Origin of the sequence: Dermacoccus sp. CCH2-D9, assembly GCF_001556795.1 — a bacterium.
In the GTDB taxonomy this organism is placed as follows: Bacteria; Actinomycetota; Actinomycetes; order Actinomycetales; family Dermatophilaceae; genus Dermacoccus; species Dermacoccus nishinomiyaensis.
Genome location: NZ_LSJT01000049.1, coordinates 1 through 15,289 on the forward strand (window position 1 = coordinate 1; position 15,289 = coordinate 15,289).

16 protein-coding genes and 2 tRNA genes are annotated in these 15,289 nt (G+C 68.2%); 10 read left to right on the forward strand and 8 right to left on the reverse strand.

Annotation, left to right across the window (positions count from 1 at the left end):
* From AX669_RS13265 to pknB, 6 genes are all read left to right on the forward strand, one after another.
* Positions 1–532 (forward strand): FHA domain-containing protein (locus AX669_RS13265; RefSeq protein WP_156444925.1); only part of this gene is annotated, 532 nt, incomplete at its 5' end.
* A complete protein-coding gene (locus tag AX669_RS04360) occupies positions 529–999 on the forward strand; it encodes an FHA domain-containing protein (protein ID WP_006944783.1) in 471 nt (156 codons plus the stop codon). The genes AX669_RS13265 and AX669_RS04360, both read left to right, overlap by 4 nt.
* A gap of 2 nt (positions 1,000–1,001) precedes the next feature.
* Positions 1,002–2,276: a PP2C family serine/threonine-protein phosphatase gene (locus AX669_RS04365; protein ID WP_038566302.1), complete on the forward strand. Its 1,275-nt coding sequence runs from the start codon at positions 1,002–1,004 to the stop codon at positions 2,274–2,276.
* Positions 2,273–3,652, forward strand: a complete 1,380-nt coding sequence (locus tag AX669_RS04370; RefSeq protein ID WP_038566299.1) for an FtsW/RodA/SpoVE family cell cycle protein — start codon at positions 2,273–2,275, stop codon at positions 3,650–3,652. The genes AX669_RS04365 and AX669_RS04370 overlap by 4 nt, the downstream gene beginning before the upstream one ends.
* Positions 3,649–5,103, forward strand: a complete 1,455-nt coding sequence (locus AX669_RS04375) for a penicillin-binding protein 2 (RefSeq protein WP_062256863.1) — start codon at positions 3,649–3,651, stop codon at positions 5,101–5,103. The genes AX669_RS04370 and AX669_RS04375 overlap by 4 nt, the downstream gene beginning before the upstream one ends.
* A gap of 100 nt (positions 5,104–5,203) precedes the next feature.
* A complete protein-coding gene (gene pknB / locus AX669_RS04380; RefSeq protein ID WP_006944625.1) occupies positions 5,204–7,102 on the forward strand; it encodes a Stk1 family PASTA domain-containing Ser/Thr kinase in 1,899 nt (632 codons plus the stop codon).
* Positions 7,103–7,192: 90 nt separating this feature from the next.
* On the opposite strand, the gene AX669_RS04385 is transcribed toward pknB, so the two are convergent.
* Together AX669_RS04385 and AX669_RS04390 are read right to left on the reverse strand one after the other, a co-directional pair.
* On the reverse strand, positions 7,193–7,828 hold the full coding sequence (locus AX669_RS04385) for an aminodeoxychorismate/anthranilate synthase component II (protein WP_006944795.1): 636 nt from the start codon (positions 7,826–7,828) through the stop codon (positions 7,193–7,195).
* 149 nt (positions 7,829–7,977) lie between these two features.
* A complete protein-coding gene (locus AX669_RS04390; protein WP_231729405.1) occupies positions 7,978–8,829 on the reverse strand; it encodes a DUF881 domain-containing protein in 852 nt (283 codons plus the stop codon).
* 92 nt (positions 8,830–8,921) lie between these two features.
* Here AX669_RS04390 and AX669_RS04395 point away from each other — a divergent pair, with 92 nt between their 5' ends.
* Positions 8,922–9,158, forward strand: a complete 237-nt coding sequence (locus tag AX669_RS04395) for a cell division protein CrgA (protein WP_006944615.1) — start codon at positions 8,922–8,924, stop codon at positions 9,156–9,158.
* A gap of 596 nt (positions 9,159–9,754) precedes the next feature.
* Here AX669_RS04395 and AX669_RS04400 read toward each other — a convergent pair.
* Complete coding sequence (locus tag AX669_RS04400; RefSeq protein WP_074040023.1) at positions 9,755–10,690, reverse strand: rhomboid family intramembrane serine protease; 936 nt, start codon at positions 10,688–10,690, stop codon at positions 9,755–9,757.
* A 143-nt stretch (positions 10,691–10,833) separates the two neighbouring features.
* Positions 10,834–11,352 (reverse strand): peptidylprolyl isomerase, encoded by a 519-nt coding sequence (locus AX669_RS04405; protein ID WP_006944662.1) that lies wholly within the window; start codon positions 11,350–11,352, stop codon positions 10,834–10,836.
* A 171-nt stretch (positions 11,353–11,523) separates the two neighbouring features.
* On the opposite strand from AX669_RS04405, the gene AX669_RS04410 reads away from it, so the two are divergent.
* The 3 genes from AX669_RS04410 (at position 11,524) to AX669_RS04420 (ending at position 14,223) form a co-directional block, all read left to right on the forward strand.
* On the forward strand, positions 11,524–12,627 hold the full coding sequence (locus AX669_RS04410; RefSeq protein WP_062256866.1) for a hypothetical protein: 1,104 nt from the start codon (positions 11,524–11,526) through the stop codon (positions 12,625–12,627).
* Positions 12,628–12,931: 304 nt separating this feature from the next.
* Positions 12,932–13,579 carry an SDR family oxidoreductase gene (locus AX669_RS04415; protein ID WP_062256868.1) on the forward strand — a complete coding sequence of 216 codons (648 nt, stop codon included), beginning with the start codon at positions 12,932–12,934 and terminating at the stop codon, positions 13,577–13,579.
* 83 nt (positions 13,580–13,662) lie between these two features.
* The gene (locus AX669_RS04420) at positions 13,663–14,223 is read left to right on the forward strand and encodes an NYN domain-containing protein (RefSeq protein ID WP_062256869.1); all 561 of its coding nucleotides are present in this window, start codon (positions 13,663–13,665) and stop codon (positions 14,221–14,223) included.
* 75 nt (positions 14,224–14,298) lie between these two features.
* Here the strand turns inward: AX669_RS04420 and AX669_RS04425 are convergent.
* From AX669_RS04425 to AX669_RS04435, 4 genes are all read right to left on the reverse strand, one after another.
* A tRNA-Ala gene (locus AX669_RS04425) sits at positions 14,299–14,371 on the reverse strand.
* A gap of 9 nt (positions 14,372–14,380) precedes the next feature.
* A complete protein-coding gene (locus AX669_RS13270) occupies positions 14,381–14,527 on the reverse strand; it encodes a hypothetical protein (protein ID WP_006944753.1) in 147 nt (48 codons plus the stop codon).
* A gap of 31 nt (positions 14,528–14,558) precedes the next feature.
* A tRNA-Ile gene (locus AX669_RS04430) sits at positions 14,559–14,635 on the reverse strand.
* Positions 14,636–14,846: 211 nt separating this feature from the next.
* Positions 14,847–15,272, reverse strand: a complete 426-nt coding sequence (locus tag AX669_RS04435) for a DUF3566 domain-containing protein (RefSeq protein ID WP_231729406.1) — start codon at positions 15,270–15,272, stop codon at positions 14,847–14,849.
* Positions 15,273–15,289 lie beyond the last annotated feature (17 nt).

Sequence of the window (15,289 nt, forward strand, 5' to 3'; positions counted from 1 at the left end):
CCACCTCGTCGAAGACGAAGCCGGATACGACGACTACGACCACCAGGGTTTCGACGATGCCCACGCCGACGGTCGCGTCTACTCGGGCGATGTCTACGCCGACGCCGAGAATCACGACAACCATGACGCGAACGCTCATCACGCCTGGGACGACGACAGCGACGCCGGCGACCCGACGGGCTACGAGCCTGCGCCGCGCCCGGAATCGGCGCGTCCGCGTCAGATGTCGCCGCGCGAACGCCCGTGGCTGAAGATCGACGGGCAGCGCTACCCCCTGCTCGGAGCCATCACCGTCCTCGGGCGTGACGACGACGCCGACATCGTCGTCGACGACCCGGGCGTCAGCCGTCGTCACAGCGAGATCCGCATCACGCACGACGGCCCCCACCTCGTCATGAGCGTGCGCGATCTCGGGTCGACGAACGGCACCTACGTCAACGGCGAGCACGTCGGTTCGACGCACGTGCACGACGGCGACCGGTTGACCCTCGGGCGCACCCCCATGACCATCCATCTGGGAGACCGCCCATGAACGAACTGACGATGACGGCCATCCGCTACGGCCTGCTCGCGCTGCTGTGGTTCTTCGTGTTCGCCGTCGTCGGCGTGCTCCGCTCCGACCTGTACGGCGCGAAGACGGGTGGTGGCCGTGCCTCGCGCGCTGTTTCACGTGAAACGAAGGCCAAGACACCCCGCGCCGTGCGCAAGGGCCCGACGCATCTCGCCATCATCGAAGGCGCGATGCGCGGCACCACGCTGCCGCTGTCGGAATCCGGCACCCTGCTCGGACGCAACCCCGAATGCTCGCTCGTGCTGAGCGACGACTTCGCCTCGGGTCGCCACGCCCGCATCTACCCCGAATCCGACGGCTGGTACCTCGACGACCTGGGATCGACGAACGGCACGTACATCGGTGCTGAACGCATCGGTGAGCACGTGCGCGTCGAACCGGGCACCCGCATCCGTATCGGCCGCACCGTCCTCGAACTGAGGAAGTGACCATGCCCATCGCACTCAGATACGCCGCACGATCCGACGTCGGTCTCGGCTCGAAGAAGCGCAACGAGGACTCGGCCTACGCGAGCAGCTCGATGCTCGTGCTCGCCGACGGCATGGGCGGCCACGCCGCAGGTGACGTCGCGAGCTCCACCGTCGTCGGCGAACTCGTGCAGCTCGACGGCGACGACATCGGCGCCGACGACGCTCTCGACCAGCTCGCCGACGGCATCGCCGAGGCCAACGAGAAGTTGCGCAGCGAGATGGACGCCGATCCCACCCGCGAGGGCATGGGCACCACCCTGATCGTGCTGCTCAAGACCGGCCGTCAGCTCGCAATGGCGAACATCGGCGACAGCCGCGCCTACCAGCTGCGTGACGGCAAGTTCACGCAGATCACGAAAGACCACTCCTTCGTCCAGAGCCTGCTCGACTCCGGCCGCATCACCCCCGACGAGGCCGTCCACCACCCGCAGCGCAGCCTCGTCACGCGCGTCCTGACGGGCCGCGAGGGCGACGTGCCCGACCTCAGCCTGCGCGAGGCACGCGTCGGCGACCGCTACCTGTTGTGCTCCGACGGCCTCTCCGACTACGTCGGCGCCCGCACGATCGAGGAGATCTTCACCGAGGGCGCGTCGAAGAGCGTCGGCGAGGTCGCCGACTCCCTCATCGAGATCGCCCTCAAGGCCTCGACGCTCGACAACGTCACCGTCGTCGTCGCGGAGGTTGCGAACATCGACGACGTCGACCTCGCCGCGCGCCCCGACGTGGTCGGCGCCGCCGTCGCGCACGGCCTGACTCAGAGCCTGCCGACGCGCGAGCAGACGCCGGCGGAGAAGGCCCGCGCCCTCTCCCGCGAACTCGACGGCGACGACGAACCCGACGAGACCGACAAGGGTGCCCACCTCGCCGAGACGCGCCCGCGTCGCCGCGGACGTCTCTACGCCGCCATCGCCGCGCTCGTCCTGCTGCTCGCCCTCGCCGTCGCCGCCGTGTGGGGCTGGACGTGGTCGCAGAGTCAGTACTTCATCAAGGATTCGGGCGGCCGAGTCACCGTCTATCAAGGAGTCGACTCGAAGCTCGGCCCGATCGACCTGCGCCATCAGCAGGAGAGCACGAACATCCCGACCGCCGACCTGCCTGAGTTCTGGCGCTCCAAGGTGACGAGCGGCATCGACGCCTCCAGTGAGAAGGAGGCCGCCGCCACCGTCGAGCGTCTGCGCGCGGAGATGGTCGCGTGCCTCGCCGCGTCCGCCTCCGGAAACGAGTGCACGAAGTGAGCCCAGACCTCGCGACCATCACGGGCCGAGGCACGAAACGCGGCACCGAGCTCATGCTGCTCGCGTTCGCCGTCGGCATCGTGCTGTTCGCCTACGCGAACGTCGGGCTCGCGGTGGAGGGGTCGCTGCCGACCGACATCCTGACGCTCGGCGTCGGGATGGGCGTCATCGCCCTCGTGTTCCACCTCGTCGTGCGCGTCGTCGCCGCCTACGCCGACCCCGTGCTGCTACCGGCCGCGACGCTGCTCAACGGCCTCGGACTCGTCATGATCCGTCGTATCGACATGGCCCGCGGCAAGGGCGTCATGGAGGGCGCAGCCGTCCGACAGCTCATGTGGTCGGCCATCGCCGTCGCCGCCGCGATCGGGCTGCTCTGCCTCATCCGCGACCACCGGCGGCTGCGGCGCTACACGTTCACGTTCGCCCTCGCCGGCCTCGCGCTGCTCATGATGCCGCTGCTGCCGTTCATCGGCATGAACATCAACGGCAACCGCATCTGGATCCACGTCGGGCCGCTCAGCTTCCAGCCGAGCGAGGTCGCCAAGATCCTGCTCACGATCTTCTTCGCGAGCTACCTCGTGCAGACGCGTGACGCGCTCAGTCTCGTCGGCAAGCGTGTGCTCGGCTTCCCGCTGCCGAGAGCGCGCGACATGGGCCCCATCCTGCTGGCCTGGCTGACGTCCCTCGCCGTCCTCGTCTTCGAGAAGGACCTCGGCACGTCGCTGCTGTTCTTCGGCCTGTTCGTCGCCATGCTCTACGTGGCGACGGAGAGGCGCAGCTGGATCGCCATCGGTCTCGGGCTCTTCTTCAGCGGCTGCTACCTCGCGTACCTGCTCTTCCCCAACTTCCAGAACCGCGTCACCCTCTGGCTCGACCCGTTCGCGCCAGGCCTCTCCGACCAGGTCGCCCGCTCCCTCATGGGCCTCGCGTTCGGCGGACTCACCGGCACCGGCCTCGGACGTGGCTACCCGACGTTCAACTACGCCGAGGCGAACTCGGACTTCATCATGTCGAGCTTCGGCGAAGAACTCGGCCTCGTCGGCCTCACGGCGATGATCGCGCTGTTCGCCATCATCGTCGAACGCGGCCTGCGCATCGCCATTGCCTGCCGCGACGGCTTCGGCAAGCTTCTCGCGACAGGCCTCGCGTTCTCCATCTGCCTGCAGTGCTTCGTCGTCCTCGGCGGCATCACCCGCGTCATCCCCCTCACTGGTCTGACGACGCCGTTCCTGTCAGCCGGCGGTAGCTCGCTGCTCGCGAACTGGGCGATCATCGCGCTGCTGCTGCGCATCAGCGACCAAGCGCGACGCCCCGCCGTCACGGAGGCGAAGCCGACGCTCGGCTCCGACGACACCCAGGTGGTGAAGATCCGATGAACACGCCGATCCGCAAGCTCGGCGTCGTGGCCTCGATGCTGTTCTGTGCCGTTCTCGTTGCCGCGAGCTACATCCAGGTCGTCCAGGCGCCCTCGCTCGACGCCCGCGCCGGCAACAGCCGCGTCATCAACGACGGGTACAAGAAGGAGCGCGGCAGCATCCTCGTGGACGGCAAGGCCATCGCAACGAGCGTGAAGTCGAACGACAAGTACGTCTACCAGCGTCAGTACTCGAACGGCTCGCTCTATGCGCCCGTCACGGGCTACAGCTCGATCGTCTACGGCAACGGCGGCGGCATCGAGGGTGCCTCCGACGGCGTCCTGAGCGGCACGAGCGACTCGTTGTTCTACCGCCGCCTCGCTGACGTCGTCACGGGCAAGAAGCCCGCCGGGGCCAACGTCGAGCTGACGATCAACCCCAAGATCCAGGCGGCCGCGGCGAAGGCGCTCGGCAACCGTCGCGGCGCGGCCGTCGCGCTCGACCCCAAGACGGGCGCCGTCCTCGCCATGGTGAGCTCACCGACGTACGACCCGTCGACCCTCGCCTCGCACGACACGACGTCGGTCGTCAACATGTGGAAGCAGCTCAACGCCGACTCGACGCAGCCGATGGTCAACCGGACCATCTCGGGCAATCTGTACCCCCCGGGTTCCACGTTCAAGCTCGTCACGACGGCCGCCGCGCTCGAATCGGGCAAGTACACGCCCGAGTCGACGCTCAACGGCCCTGCCACCATCAGGCTGCCGCAGACGACGCACTCACTGCCCAACGACAACCACCTGCCCTGCGGCGACAACGACAAGACGTCACTGACGCACGCGCTCGAGATCAGCTGCAACACGGCCTACGCCGAGCTCGGCATGGATCTCGGCCAGGACAAGCTCGCCGCACAGGCCAAGAAGTTCGGCTTCGGCCAGGTCGTGCGCCTGCCGATGCGCGTCACGCCGTCGAGCTTCCCCTCCGACATGAACACGCCGCAGACGGCGATGGCCGCCATCGGCCAGTACGACGTGCGGGTCACGCCGCTGCAGATCGCGATGATCTCCGCGACGATCGCGAACGGCGGCACGCAGATGGAACCGCACCTCGTGAAGAACGTCGTCGACTCCGACCTCGACGTCATCTCCTCGACCGACCCGAAGATCATGTCCAAGCCCATCTCATCGGACACGGCCGGCAGCCTCAAGACGATGATGGAAGCGGTCGTCAACAACGGCACCGGCAAGCTCGCCGCCGTCGACGGCTACCAGATCGCGGGCAAGACGGGCACGGCGCAGGGCGACACGAGCAAGGCCGCCGACCTGTGGTTCACCGGTTTCGCACCGGCGAACGACCCCAAGATCGCGCTCGCGCTCGTGCTCGAGAACGGCGGCGATCAGGGCGTCGAGACCCTCGCCGGCGAGGTCGCCGCACCCGCCGCGCAGCAGATCTTCGAGGCAGCCCTGCGATGACATCTGCGATTCCCGTCCGCATCTGCGATCTTCGTCCACCTCTGCGGCGCTCCACGGCCGCCGCGCACCGCCCCATCCCGACCCTCGCGAAGGACATCTCATGAGCGCGACACCACGCATCCTCGGTGGCCGCTACGAAGTCGGCGAACTCGTCGGCCGCGGTGGCATGGCCGACGTCCACGCCGGCCACGACACGCGCCTCGGACGCCCCGTCGCCATCAAGATCCTGCGATCGGACCTCGCGCGCGACCCCAGCTTCTTGCAACGCTTCCGCCGCGAGGCGCAGGCGTCCGCCGGGCTCAACCACGCCAACATCGTCGCCGTCTACGACTCGGGTGAGGACACCTTCGTCGAAGCGGCGGGCGGCACCGTCGACATCCCCTACATCGTCATGGAGTTCGTCGACGGGCAGACGCTGCGCGAGATCCTCAACGAGGAGAAGAAGGTCAGCGCCGACGAGGCCTGCCGCATCATGATGGGCGTCCTGTCAGCCCTCGAGTACAGCCACTCGAAGGGCATCGTGCACCGCGACATCAAGCCTGGCAACGTCATGGTGACGCGCGGCGGTTCCGTCAAGGTCATGGACTTCGGCATCGCCCGCGCCCTCGCCGACGTCGGCGCGACGATGACGAGCGCCCAGGCCGTCGTCGGCACCGCCCGGTACCTGTCGCCCGAGCAGGCGCAAGGCCAGAGCGTCGACGCTCGCACCGACCTGTACTCCGCCGGCTGCGTCCTGTTCGAGCTGCTGACGGGGCGCGCACCGTTCGTCGGCGAGCCCGTCAGCCTCGTCTATCAGCACATCGGCGAACAGCCGCAACCCCCGTCGCTCTACGAGTCGTCGGTGTCGCCGGCGCTCGACGCGGTCGTGCTGCACTCGCTCGCGAAGGGGCGCGACGATCGCTACCAGAGCGCCGCCGACTTCCGCGCCGACGTCCTCGCCGCCCGCTCCGGCCAGCCGATCTCCGCTGCCGCGCAGGCGAGCACGGTGACGTCCGCCGACCACACGGAGGTCGTCGACTACCCGACGCGCCGCGCCGCGGCGACGGCGGCTGCCGCTGACTCGACGGCCGAACTCGACTCGCGCGAACCCAGCCGATCCCATGCCGGATGGTGGGCCCTCGCGGCCGTCGCAGCCCTCGCGGCCATCCTCGGCATCGGCTACTTGTTCATGCACTCGCCCAGCTCGCCGGAGAAGGTCACCGTCGCGAGCGTGCGCGGCATGACGTACGAGCAGGCCGCGAAGACGCTGTCGCCCGACTTCACCGTCACGAAGCGAGAGGTCGCCGACAACGCCGCGGAGAACACCGTCATCGACCAAGATCCGGCGGGCGGGACGGAGGCATCCCGACGTTCCGACGTGACACTCACCGTCTCCACGGGCCCCGACTCGGTCAAGGTGCCGAACGTCGTCGGTGACGCCGTCAACGAGGCGAAGGCGGCCCTTCTCGCCGCCGGCATCGACGAGAACCACATCAAGATCTCGCCGACGAAGAAGGACGACACCGGCCTCGACGCCGGCATCATCGCCGAGAGCAACCCGAAGGCCGGCGCATCACTCGGCACGTCGAGCGACATCACGCTCTACGAGAGCAGCGGCAAGGCCACCGTGCCCGACCTGGCGGGCAAGACGGCGTCGGAGGCGGCGCAGGCGCTGTACAAGGCGCACCTGTCGATCGACTCCAAGGACCAGGTCACCGACAGGCCCGACGAGGTCGGCAAGGTCGTCTACGTGCCCGACGCCGGCAAGAAGGTCAACAACGGCTCGTCCGTCACCGTCTACATCGGCAAGTCACCCGAGAAGACCGCGACGGCCACCGTGACGCAGCCGCCCTCGTCGTCAGCGGCCCCGTCGTCCAGTTCCGCGCCCGCGACGTCGCAGTCCCCCTCGTCGTCGACACAGTCGCCGTCGCCGTCGACGAGTCCGTCGTCGACGAGTCCGTCGTCGACATCGGACGGTAGCGCGATGACGCCGTCGCCGTCGCAGTCGTCGAGCAAGTGAGCTGACGAAGGAAGCCCCCGGCCCTGTGGATCGGGGGCTTTCCTCGTTCGAGAGCCGCTGGTGGGGCGCGGCGTTCGGGCTATGTGCCGCTCAGGCGGTGCGCACGAGCGGTGCCATGCCGGCGCTGGCGGCGACGGCCGTCGTCGAACCGCACATCGCGAGCCAGTTGGCGAGCATGCGGTGGCCGCCGACCGTCATGACGGATTCGGGGTGGAACTGCACGCCGTGCAGCGGCAGGTCGCGGTGGTGGGCGGCCATGATGATGCCCGATTCGGTGCGGCCGTTGACGACGAGTTCGTCGGTGACGGTGGCCGGGTCGATCGTCAGCGAGTGGTAGCGCGTCGCGGTGAACGGGTCGTCGAGCCCCTCGAGGACGCCCGTGCCGTCGTGGTGCACCTGCGACGTCTTGCCGTGGAGCAGCTCCGGCGCCCGACCGACGGTGCAGCCCGTCACGACGCCGAGCGCCTGGTGGCCGAGGCACACCCCCAGCATCGGCTGGTTGCGCTCACCGCACGCCTCGATCATTGCCATGCTGACGCCGGCGTCCTCGGGCGTGCCGGGACCGGGCGAGACGAGGACGCCGTCGAAGTCGGCGCCGTCCTTAGCGCTGATCGCGTCGTTGCGCACGACGGTCGTCTCGGCGCCGAGCTGCTGGAGGTAGCCGACGATCGTGAAGACGAAGCTGTCGTAGTTGTCGACGACGAGGATGCGCGGCGAATCGGTCATGCGCGCCAGTCTAGGTGGGAGCCCCGACACCGCCGTCAGGATGCCTCAGGATGCCAGGTAACTCACGGGTCGGCGGACAGTTACGCGCCTACCCATGAGTCAGCCGCCATCCTGCCCGGGGTCAGGCTGCAGGCGCAGCAACACGGGCGTCACGGCTGGACGTGCGCGTGCTTCATCGTCACCGAGCCCGTGAAGGCGGGCAGCGTCGTGTTCTGGATGGCCTTGACGTTGTAGCCGAGCCCAACGAGGTCGACGTACTGCTTGTAGATCTTGACGGACTCGTCGGCCTCGAGCGCGGCCTTCAGCTTCACCGGGTCCCCGACGGCGGTGATCGTGAACGGCGGTGAGTACACGCGGCCCTGGAGGATGAGCGTGTTGCCGACGCAGCGCACGGCGCTTGTCGAGACGATGCGCTGATCCATGAGCTGGATGCCGCGAGCGCCGCCCTCCCACAGGGCGTTGACGACGGCCTGGACGTCCTGCTGGTGCACGACGAGCCAGTCCGGCGAACCGTCCTTCGGCAGCTCCTCGACCTTCTTCTTGCTGTCGTCGAGCGTCACGCTGATGGCCTGCCCGCTCAACGGTGCGAGACCCGCCGGATCCTGCGCCTTGTCGGCCTGCTTCGTCAGCGCCAACGCACGCGCCGCACCCGAATCCTTCTTCGCCGCAGCAAGCTGCGCCGCCTCGACGTCGGCGCGCAACGTCGCGACGTCCTCCTGCTTGGTCTTGACGCGCTGATCCGCGCGCCGCACGACATCAGCGAGATTGGTGGTGTCGGAGCGCAGATCCGTGCCGTTCGCCGCACGGGAACTGACCCCGAACATCGCCCCCGCGACGAGCAGCGCGATCGGGACGGCGGCCTTCCACGCCAACGAGCCGCGACGGCGCGCGGGCGGCATCTCGTCGATCGGCAACGCGTCGCGCGCAGCGTCGTCGGTGGCGCGTTCGACGTGTGCGGGCGGCGTCGCAGACGCGTCGCGCTCGGAGTCGCGTTCGCTCATGGGGTCGGCCTCCTTCACTCGACGCATCGCCCGGCCGGATCAACTAGGCTCTCACCCTAGTTGACGCACCGAACTCAGATGGGAGCCATGCCGTGGCCCGCAAGACCACCGACGCCACTCAGCGCGCCGCCGCCGGAGACGGCCTCAACCCCCGCTGGTGGCTGCCGGTCGCCCTCGGCCTCATGCTCGCCGGGCTCGCCTGGGTGATGGTCTACTACATCGCCAGCGGCACGACGAGCTACCCGATCCCCGGCATCGACGCCGGCAACATCGTCATCGGCTTCGCGGCCATCATGGTCGGCTTCGTCATGTTGACGCGCTGGAAGTGACGCCACCTTCTGTCCGCTGCTGACGCCCCGCCGAACCGAACGCCCGTTCCCTCGTGGGAACGGGCGTTCGTCTGTGTCTGCTCACTCGGGTTCGCTGCATCGTGGCCCCACGAGGTCACCGGGCGCCGCGCCGCAAGGCCTGACGGTGCGGGCGTCGCCCTGCGGCCTGCAACCCACGACGTTGTCCCCAGACTTGTCCACAGCCTGTGTGTAGTTACACGCGTGTGGTTTTCCACAACTGGGGACAAACCTGTGGAAAACAGTGGACGGCCGGTGGACGAGTCGCTGTTTCCGGTGGAAAACATGCCGCTGCCGGTGGACGAACCACCCCACGGCTGGGGATGACGCTGCCCATCGCCCCCACCCCTTGGCATAGATCAGCGCCGTTCCGCGGGGTTTTTCCCCAACCCAGCCTGTGGAAACTGTGGACAACCATGTGGGTGACGGCTCGTCCTCACCGTCCCCAGGTGGTGTACCGCGTCATCCACAGCTAACGGCACACCATCCACAGGCAACTCATCCACACGCATCGTGGGGTGCCACCCGACGGCAGCACCCCACGAACGACAAGGGCCTCGCTCAGCCCACGGCGACGATCATCCGACGATGTGCGGCCAGCTGACACCCACGACCGAGAAGTCGACATACGCGGCGGCGATGAGCGCGACCGCCAACGCGCCGAGCGCCGAGGCCTGCATCGCGACCGGGCGGCGCCGCAACGCGTAGAGGATGAGCGCGCCGACGGCGCCGGCCACCGCACCGCCGAGGTGCGCCTGCCACGCCACGTTGGACGCCGTGAAACCGATGACGACGTTGATCGCGATCATCGTCATCATCGGCCCGATCTCCCGGCCGAGTCGGCGGTTGAACACGACGACGGCGAGGAAGAGCCCGAACACACCGCCGGAGGCGCCGACCAGCGGCGTCACCCACCCTGACGTCAGCAGATCGAGCTGTGACGACGGCGCCGTCATGATCTGGTAGACGACGGAGCCACCGAGCACGGAGAGCAGGTACAGCGCCCCGAAGCGCACACGACCGATGAGTGGTTCGAGGTACTGCCCCATGAAGTACAGCGCCATCATGTTGAACAGCAGGTGCATCGGGGTGCCCGTATCGTGGGCGAACCCGCTCGTCAGGTAGCGCCACGGCTCGTCCTTCGCGAACACCGCGACGAACGACACGTCGCGGTACAGCGCGTCACTCGCCAGCTGCCCCAGCCACACGAGACAGCAGATCGCGATGATCCCGATCGTGACGACGGGTCGACCCTGCGCCGCAGCGCCCGTCGTCATGCCAAGGGACGAGCGGGCCGGCAACGTTGGGTTCGTCTTGCGTTCGGCCGCGACGCAGTCGACGCACTGGAACCCCACCGAAGCGGGGATCTGGCAGCGCGGGCACGCCGGGCGACCGCAGCGTTGACAGCGCGTGTAGGCAGCGGTGTTGGGGTGGCGCGGGCAGACGGGCACGGCGTCCGGCGCCTCGGAGGCGCCGAAGGCACCCGAGCCGGATCCGGCGGGCGGCTGCGTCATGTCGTCTCGTTTCGTCGGAGGCGTGCGGGAAGAAGGCGTGAGACCAAGGATGGCCCCGTCATGCTCGACGGGGCCATCTCGGCTGCGCTGGCTGACGAGGAGTCGTCAGCGGTACCTCCCGACTTGCGGCGGGAGGCGAGGTGTCACTCGGAGATCGTCACGCTCTCGATGACGACGGGCTCGAGCGGCTTGTCCTGAGCGCCGGTGGAGACGGCGGCGATCTCGTCGACGACCTTCTTCGACGCGTCGTCGGCGACCTCACCGAAGATCGTGTGCTTGCCCTGCAGCCAGGACGTGTCGGCGACGGTGATGAAGAACTGCGAGCCGTTCGTGCCCTTGCCCATGCGGGTACCCGCGTTGGCCATGGCCAGCATGTACGGCGAGTTGAAGTTGAGCTCCGGCGAGATCTCGTCGTCGAAGTTGTACCCCGGGCCGCCCATGCCGACGCCGAGCGGGCAGCCACCCTGGATCATGAAGCCGGGGATGATGCGGTGGAACGTCAGACCGTCGTAGTACGGCTGCGGGTTGGTGCGGCCCGCGTCGTCCTTGTACTCCTTGGTGCCCTTCGCCAGGCCGACGAAGTTGTCGACCGTCTTCGGCGCCTGGTTGGGGAACAGGTTGATGTTGATGTCACCGTGGTTGGTGTGCAGAGTCGCGATCATGCCTCCAGTGTTTCACGTGGAACACGACAGGTCATGATGAGGTCTCGGGCGTTCGCGCTCAGCGAAACGACCTCCCACAGCGTCCAATACCTCACAACCGGTTGGTAAGCCCCGCCCGAACAAGGCAGGATGAAGTGAAGAACTGCTGCCGACTGGAGAGGAAGACCAGCCATGCTGTGCAAGTCCGAACCCACCAAGTCCGAGAAGGCCAAGGGCGCCGCCCTCGCCGTCGCCGGTCTCGCTGCCGAGAAGGCCGTCGAGGCCAAGGTCAAGACGGAGAAGGACGTCGTGCCGACCCTTGTCGAGAAGGCCGAGGAAGCCCGCGACGTGATCGTCGAGAAGCTCGAAGAGGCCCGCGACGCTGCTGCGCCGCACGTCGAGGCAGCGACGGAGAAGGTCGCCGACAAGACCGCCGACCAGCGCGAAGCCGTCGCCGAGAAGGCCGGCGCTGCGAAGGCCGCCACCGTCGCCTCGCTCGCCGCCGTCGCCGACTCCGCCAAGGACGCTCGTGACGACGCACAGAAGAAGGGGAAGAAGGCTGCCAAGAAGGCAGACAAGAACTCCTCGCGCTTCATGAAGAAGGCTGACAAGAAGACGTCCAAGGCGTCGAAGAAGGCCGACAAGAAGGCCGTCAGCGCCTTCGGCCCGGGCGCCCGCGAGGACGTCGCGTACAAGGCCGCCGCCCTGCGGGGCCGCGCCGAGGCCGTCGCCGAGGACAAGGGCATCTCAGCCGACAACGCGCGCGACTTCTACAAGGACGAGCTGCTGCCGCACCTCAAGGAGATCCTCGCGACCGCTGCTGCCGCCGGCACCGCCGCGTCGCACAACGTCGTCGGCCAGCTGCCCGAGGGCGCGCAGAAGCAGGTCGCGCAGTACGCGCCGGCCCTCGCGCCCAAGAAGAAGAAGGGCGGCTTCCTCATCACGCTCGGTGTCGCCGCTCTCGCGGGAGCCGGCTACCTCGTGTACGCCGACCAGCAGAAGAAGCGTGCGGCGGACGCTCGCCTCTCGGAGGCCGCCATCGCCGACTCCAAGACGGCTCGCGGTGACGAGATGACGATCAACAACCCCGTGACGAACTTTGCGAAGGCCGACGACACGACGATGGTGCGCCCGGCCGGTGTCGACACGCCGACTGCCGAGCCCGCCGGCGCCCCCGGCACGGCTGCGTCGTGGACCGACGCCGAGGCTTCGGGCCACATGACGACGGAAGGTCTCGAGGACCCGAGCGCGGGCGAGACGCGCAGCTCGCGTCGCGCAGCTCGCGACGACCACTGAGTTCGACGCTCCACCCCGACGCCAGGCCCCGCCTCGCGACCGGGCACGACGAGGCGGCCATCCCGTGTGGATGGCCGCCTCGTTGTCTGCATGGCTGTCGCGCGTGTCGATCATTCCCCACACCGACAGGCTCCCGTCCGGGGCCTCTCGTGCCGGCCGGGGGCCGTACGCGTCTCTATCCGTGCCGACGTCACGAGCACCATGTCAGCGCTTGCTACCTCGCTGTACTCGATCTACTAGATACGCGTAGATGAAACAATCGAGCCGGATCGACGTTTGAGGCCCACAGGAGTAATGTCGAGGCATGCGTATTGCGATTGCAGGAGGACATGGCCAGATCGCCCGGTTGCTCGGGCAGCGGTTGAGCGGCGAGGGCCACGACGTCGTCGGCCTCATCCGTACACCGGAGCAGGCGGACGACCTGCGCGCCGCGGGCATGGAGCCCACCGTCATCTCACTCGAGGACGCCTCGGTGGACGACGTCGCCGAGGCCATCAACGGCTGCGACGCCGTCGTCTTCGCCGCGGGTGGCGGCCCGGAGTCGGGTCGGGCGCGCAAGTGGAGCGTCGACCTCATGGGAGCGGTGCTGCTCGCCGACGCCGCGGAGAAGGCGGGCGTGCGACGCTACGTCATGGTGTCGTCGATCGGCTCCGACGCGCCGGAGAGCGTCGACGCCGGCGCCTTCCAGGTCTACCTCTACGCCAAGGGTGGCGCGGATGCCGACCTGCGTACCCGCGACCTCGACTGGACCATCGTCCGCCCCGGAATGCTCACCGATGACGCGCCCACGGGCCAGGTGACGATCAACCCCGACCAGCAGCGTCAGCCCATCACGCGCGGCGACGTCGCCCACACGCTCGCGCAGGTGCTGACGAGCGGGCATGCCATCCGAGAGACGTTCGTCGTCGTCAACGGCGCGACGCCCGTCGACGAGGCGGTCGCGTCCCTCTGATTCTTCCCCGACGACGATGGGCCGGTGTTTCACGTGAAACACTGGCCCATCGTCGTCAGCCCGGCATGGACTAGGTTGGAGCCATGGCTCAGCGCACCACCTACCTCCTCATCGACGGCGAGAACATCGATGCCACGCTCGGCACCTCGATCCTCGGTCGCCGCCCCCACCCTGACGAGCGCCCGCGCTGGGACAGGCTACTCAAGTTCGCCCAGCGCCAGTGGCACCAGGACGCCAAGGGGCTGTTCTTCCTCGCGGCCAACGGCCCCGAGCTGCCGATGGCGTTCATCCAGGCCCTGACGGCGCTCGGCTACCAGCCGATCCCCCTCTCCGGCGCGGAGGGCGAGAAGGTGGTCGACATGGCCATCCAGAAGACGCTCGACGCCCTCCTGACGCTGCAGGCCGACGTCATGCTCGTCAGCCACGACGGCGACTTCCTCCCGCAGCTCGAACCGCTGCTCGGCGGCTCCCGCAAGGTCGGGCTGATCGGCTTCAAGGAGTTCCGCAACGCCGGCTTCTCGCCCCTGGGGGCACAGGGCCTCGAGTTCTTCGACCTCGAGCACGACGTCAAGGCGTTCAACGCGACGCTGCCGCGCCTGCGCGTCATCCCGATCGACGAGTTCGACCCGCTGGCCTTCCTCTGAGCACTGCCCGCGCCGTCGCGGGCACCGGGCGGCGAAGAGCCCCTCACGAATCCGTGAGGGGCTCTTCGTTCTCGGTGGAGGTAAGGGGACTCGAACCCCTAACCCCCTGCTTGCAAAGCAGGTGCGCTACCAATTGCGCCATACCCCCGAGGGTTTTTCAGCCAGGTTGTTCGGTGGCCGCCTGCGTGGCGGGCTCCTGCGTGGCCTTCGCCCACAGCTCCTTGCCCAGCTTCTGCTTCTGGTATTCGCTGTTCGCATACAGGGCGGCAGCGGCCGCAGCAGATGCGAGAAGTGCCTTAAACATGCGACTCCTTGGCGAAATCAAGGGGCAGTGGTGGTGGGCCTAACTGGACTTGAACCAGTGACCTCTGTCTTATCAGGACAGCGCTCTAACCGACTGAGCTATAGGCCCCTGCACCGCGTGCGTGCCGTTCACCTGCGTGATCAGCACGAGACGTAAGATTACCCACCACAGGCGTGGCCCGCAAATCGCGGGCGGGGCCTTATGCCACCGCGTCGCCACGGGCCAGCTGCGACCCGCACCCACCAGCCTGGGCAGACGAAGACGGGCCCGCCCCACCGTCGTGGAGGGCAGGCCCGTCGCGCGCTTGCTCAGGCTGCGATCACTCGTCGCTCAACGTCAGCTGCACGCCGCCGACGAGGGAGGCGCAGATGTTGTAGAGGAACGCGCTCAGGGTCGCGATCGCCGTCATGAGGATGATGTTGAGCACGCCGATGACGATGCTGAACGAGATCGAGCGGCCGAACCCGAGGTAGTCGAGGATGTCGAACTTCGAGCCCTGACGATCCAGCGTCCGCAGCAGGTCGTTGATCGCGCTGAAGGTGCCCATGCCCGCGAGCACCGTCCACAACGTCGCCACGAGGACGACGGACGCGATGGCGACGGCCACCGACAACAGGAAGGCGATCTTGAGCACCGACCACGTGTCGACGCGCGACAGCGTCAGGCGCACTCGGCGCGGCGTGGAGCGACGTGGGGCGCCGCCGCGGCCCGACGAGGCCGGCGCGCGGCCGGCCTGCGTGCTCACGCGCTGCTGCTGGGGTC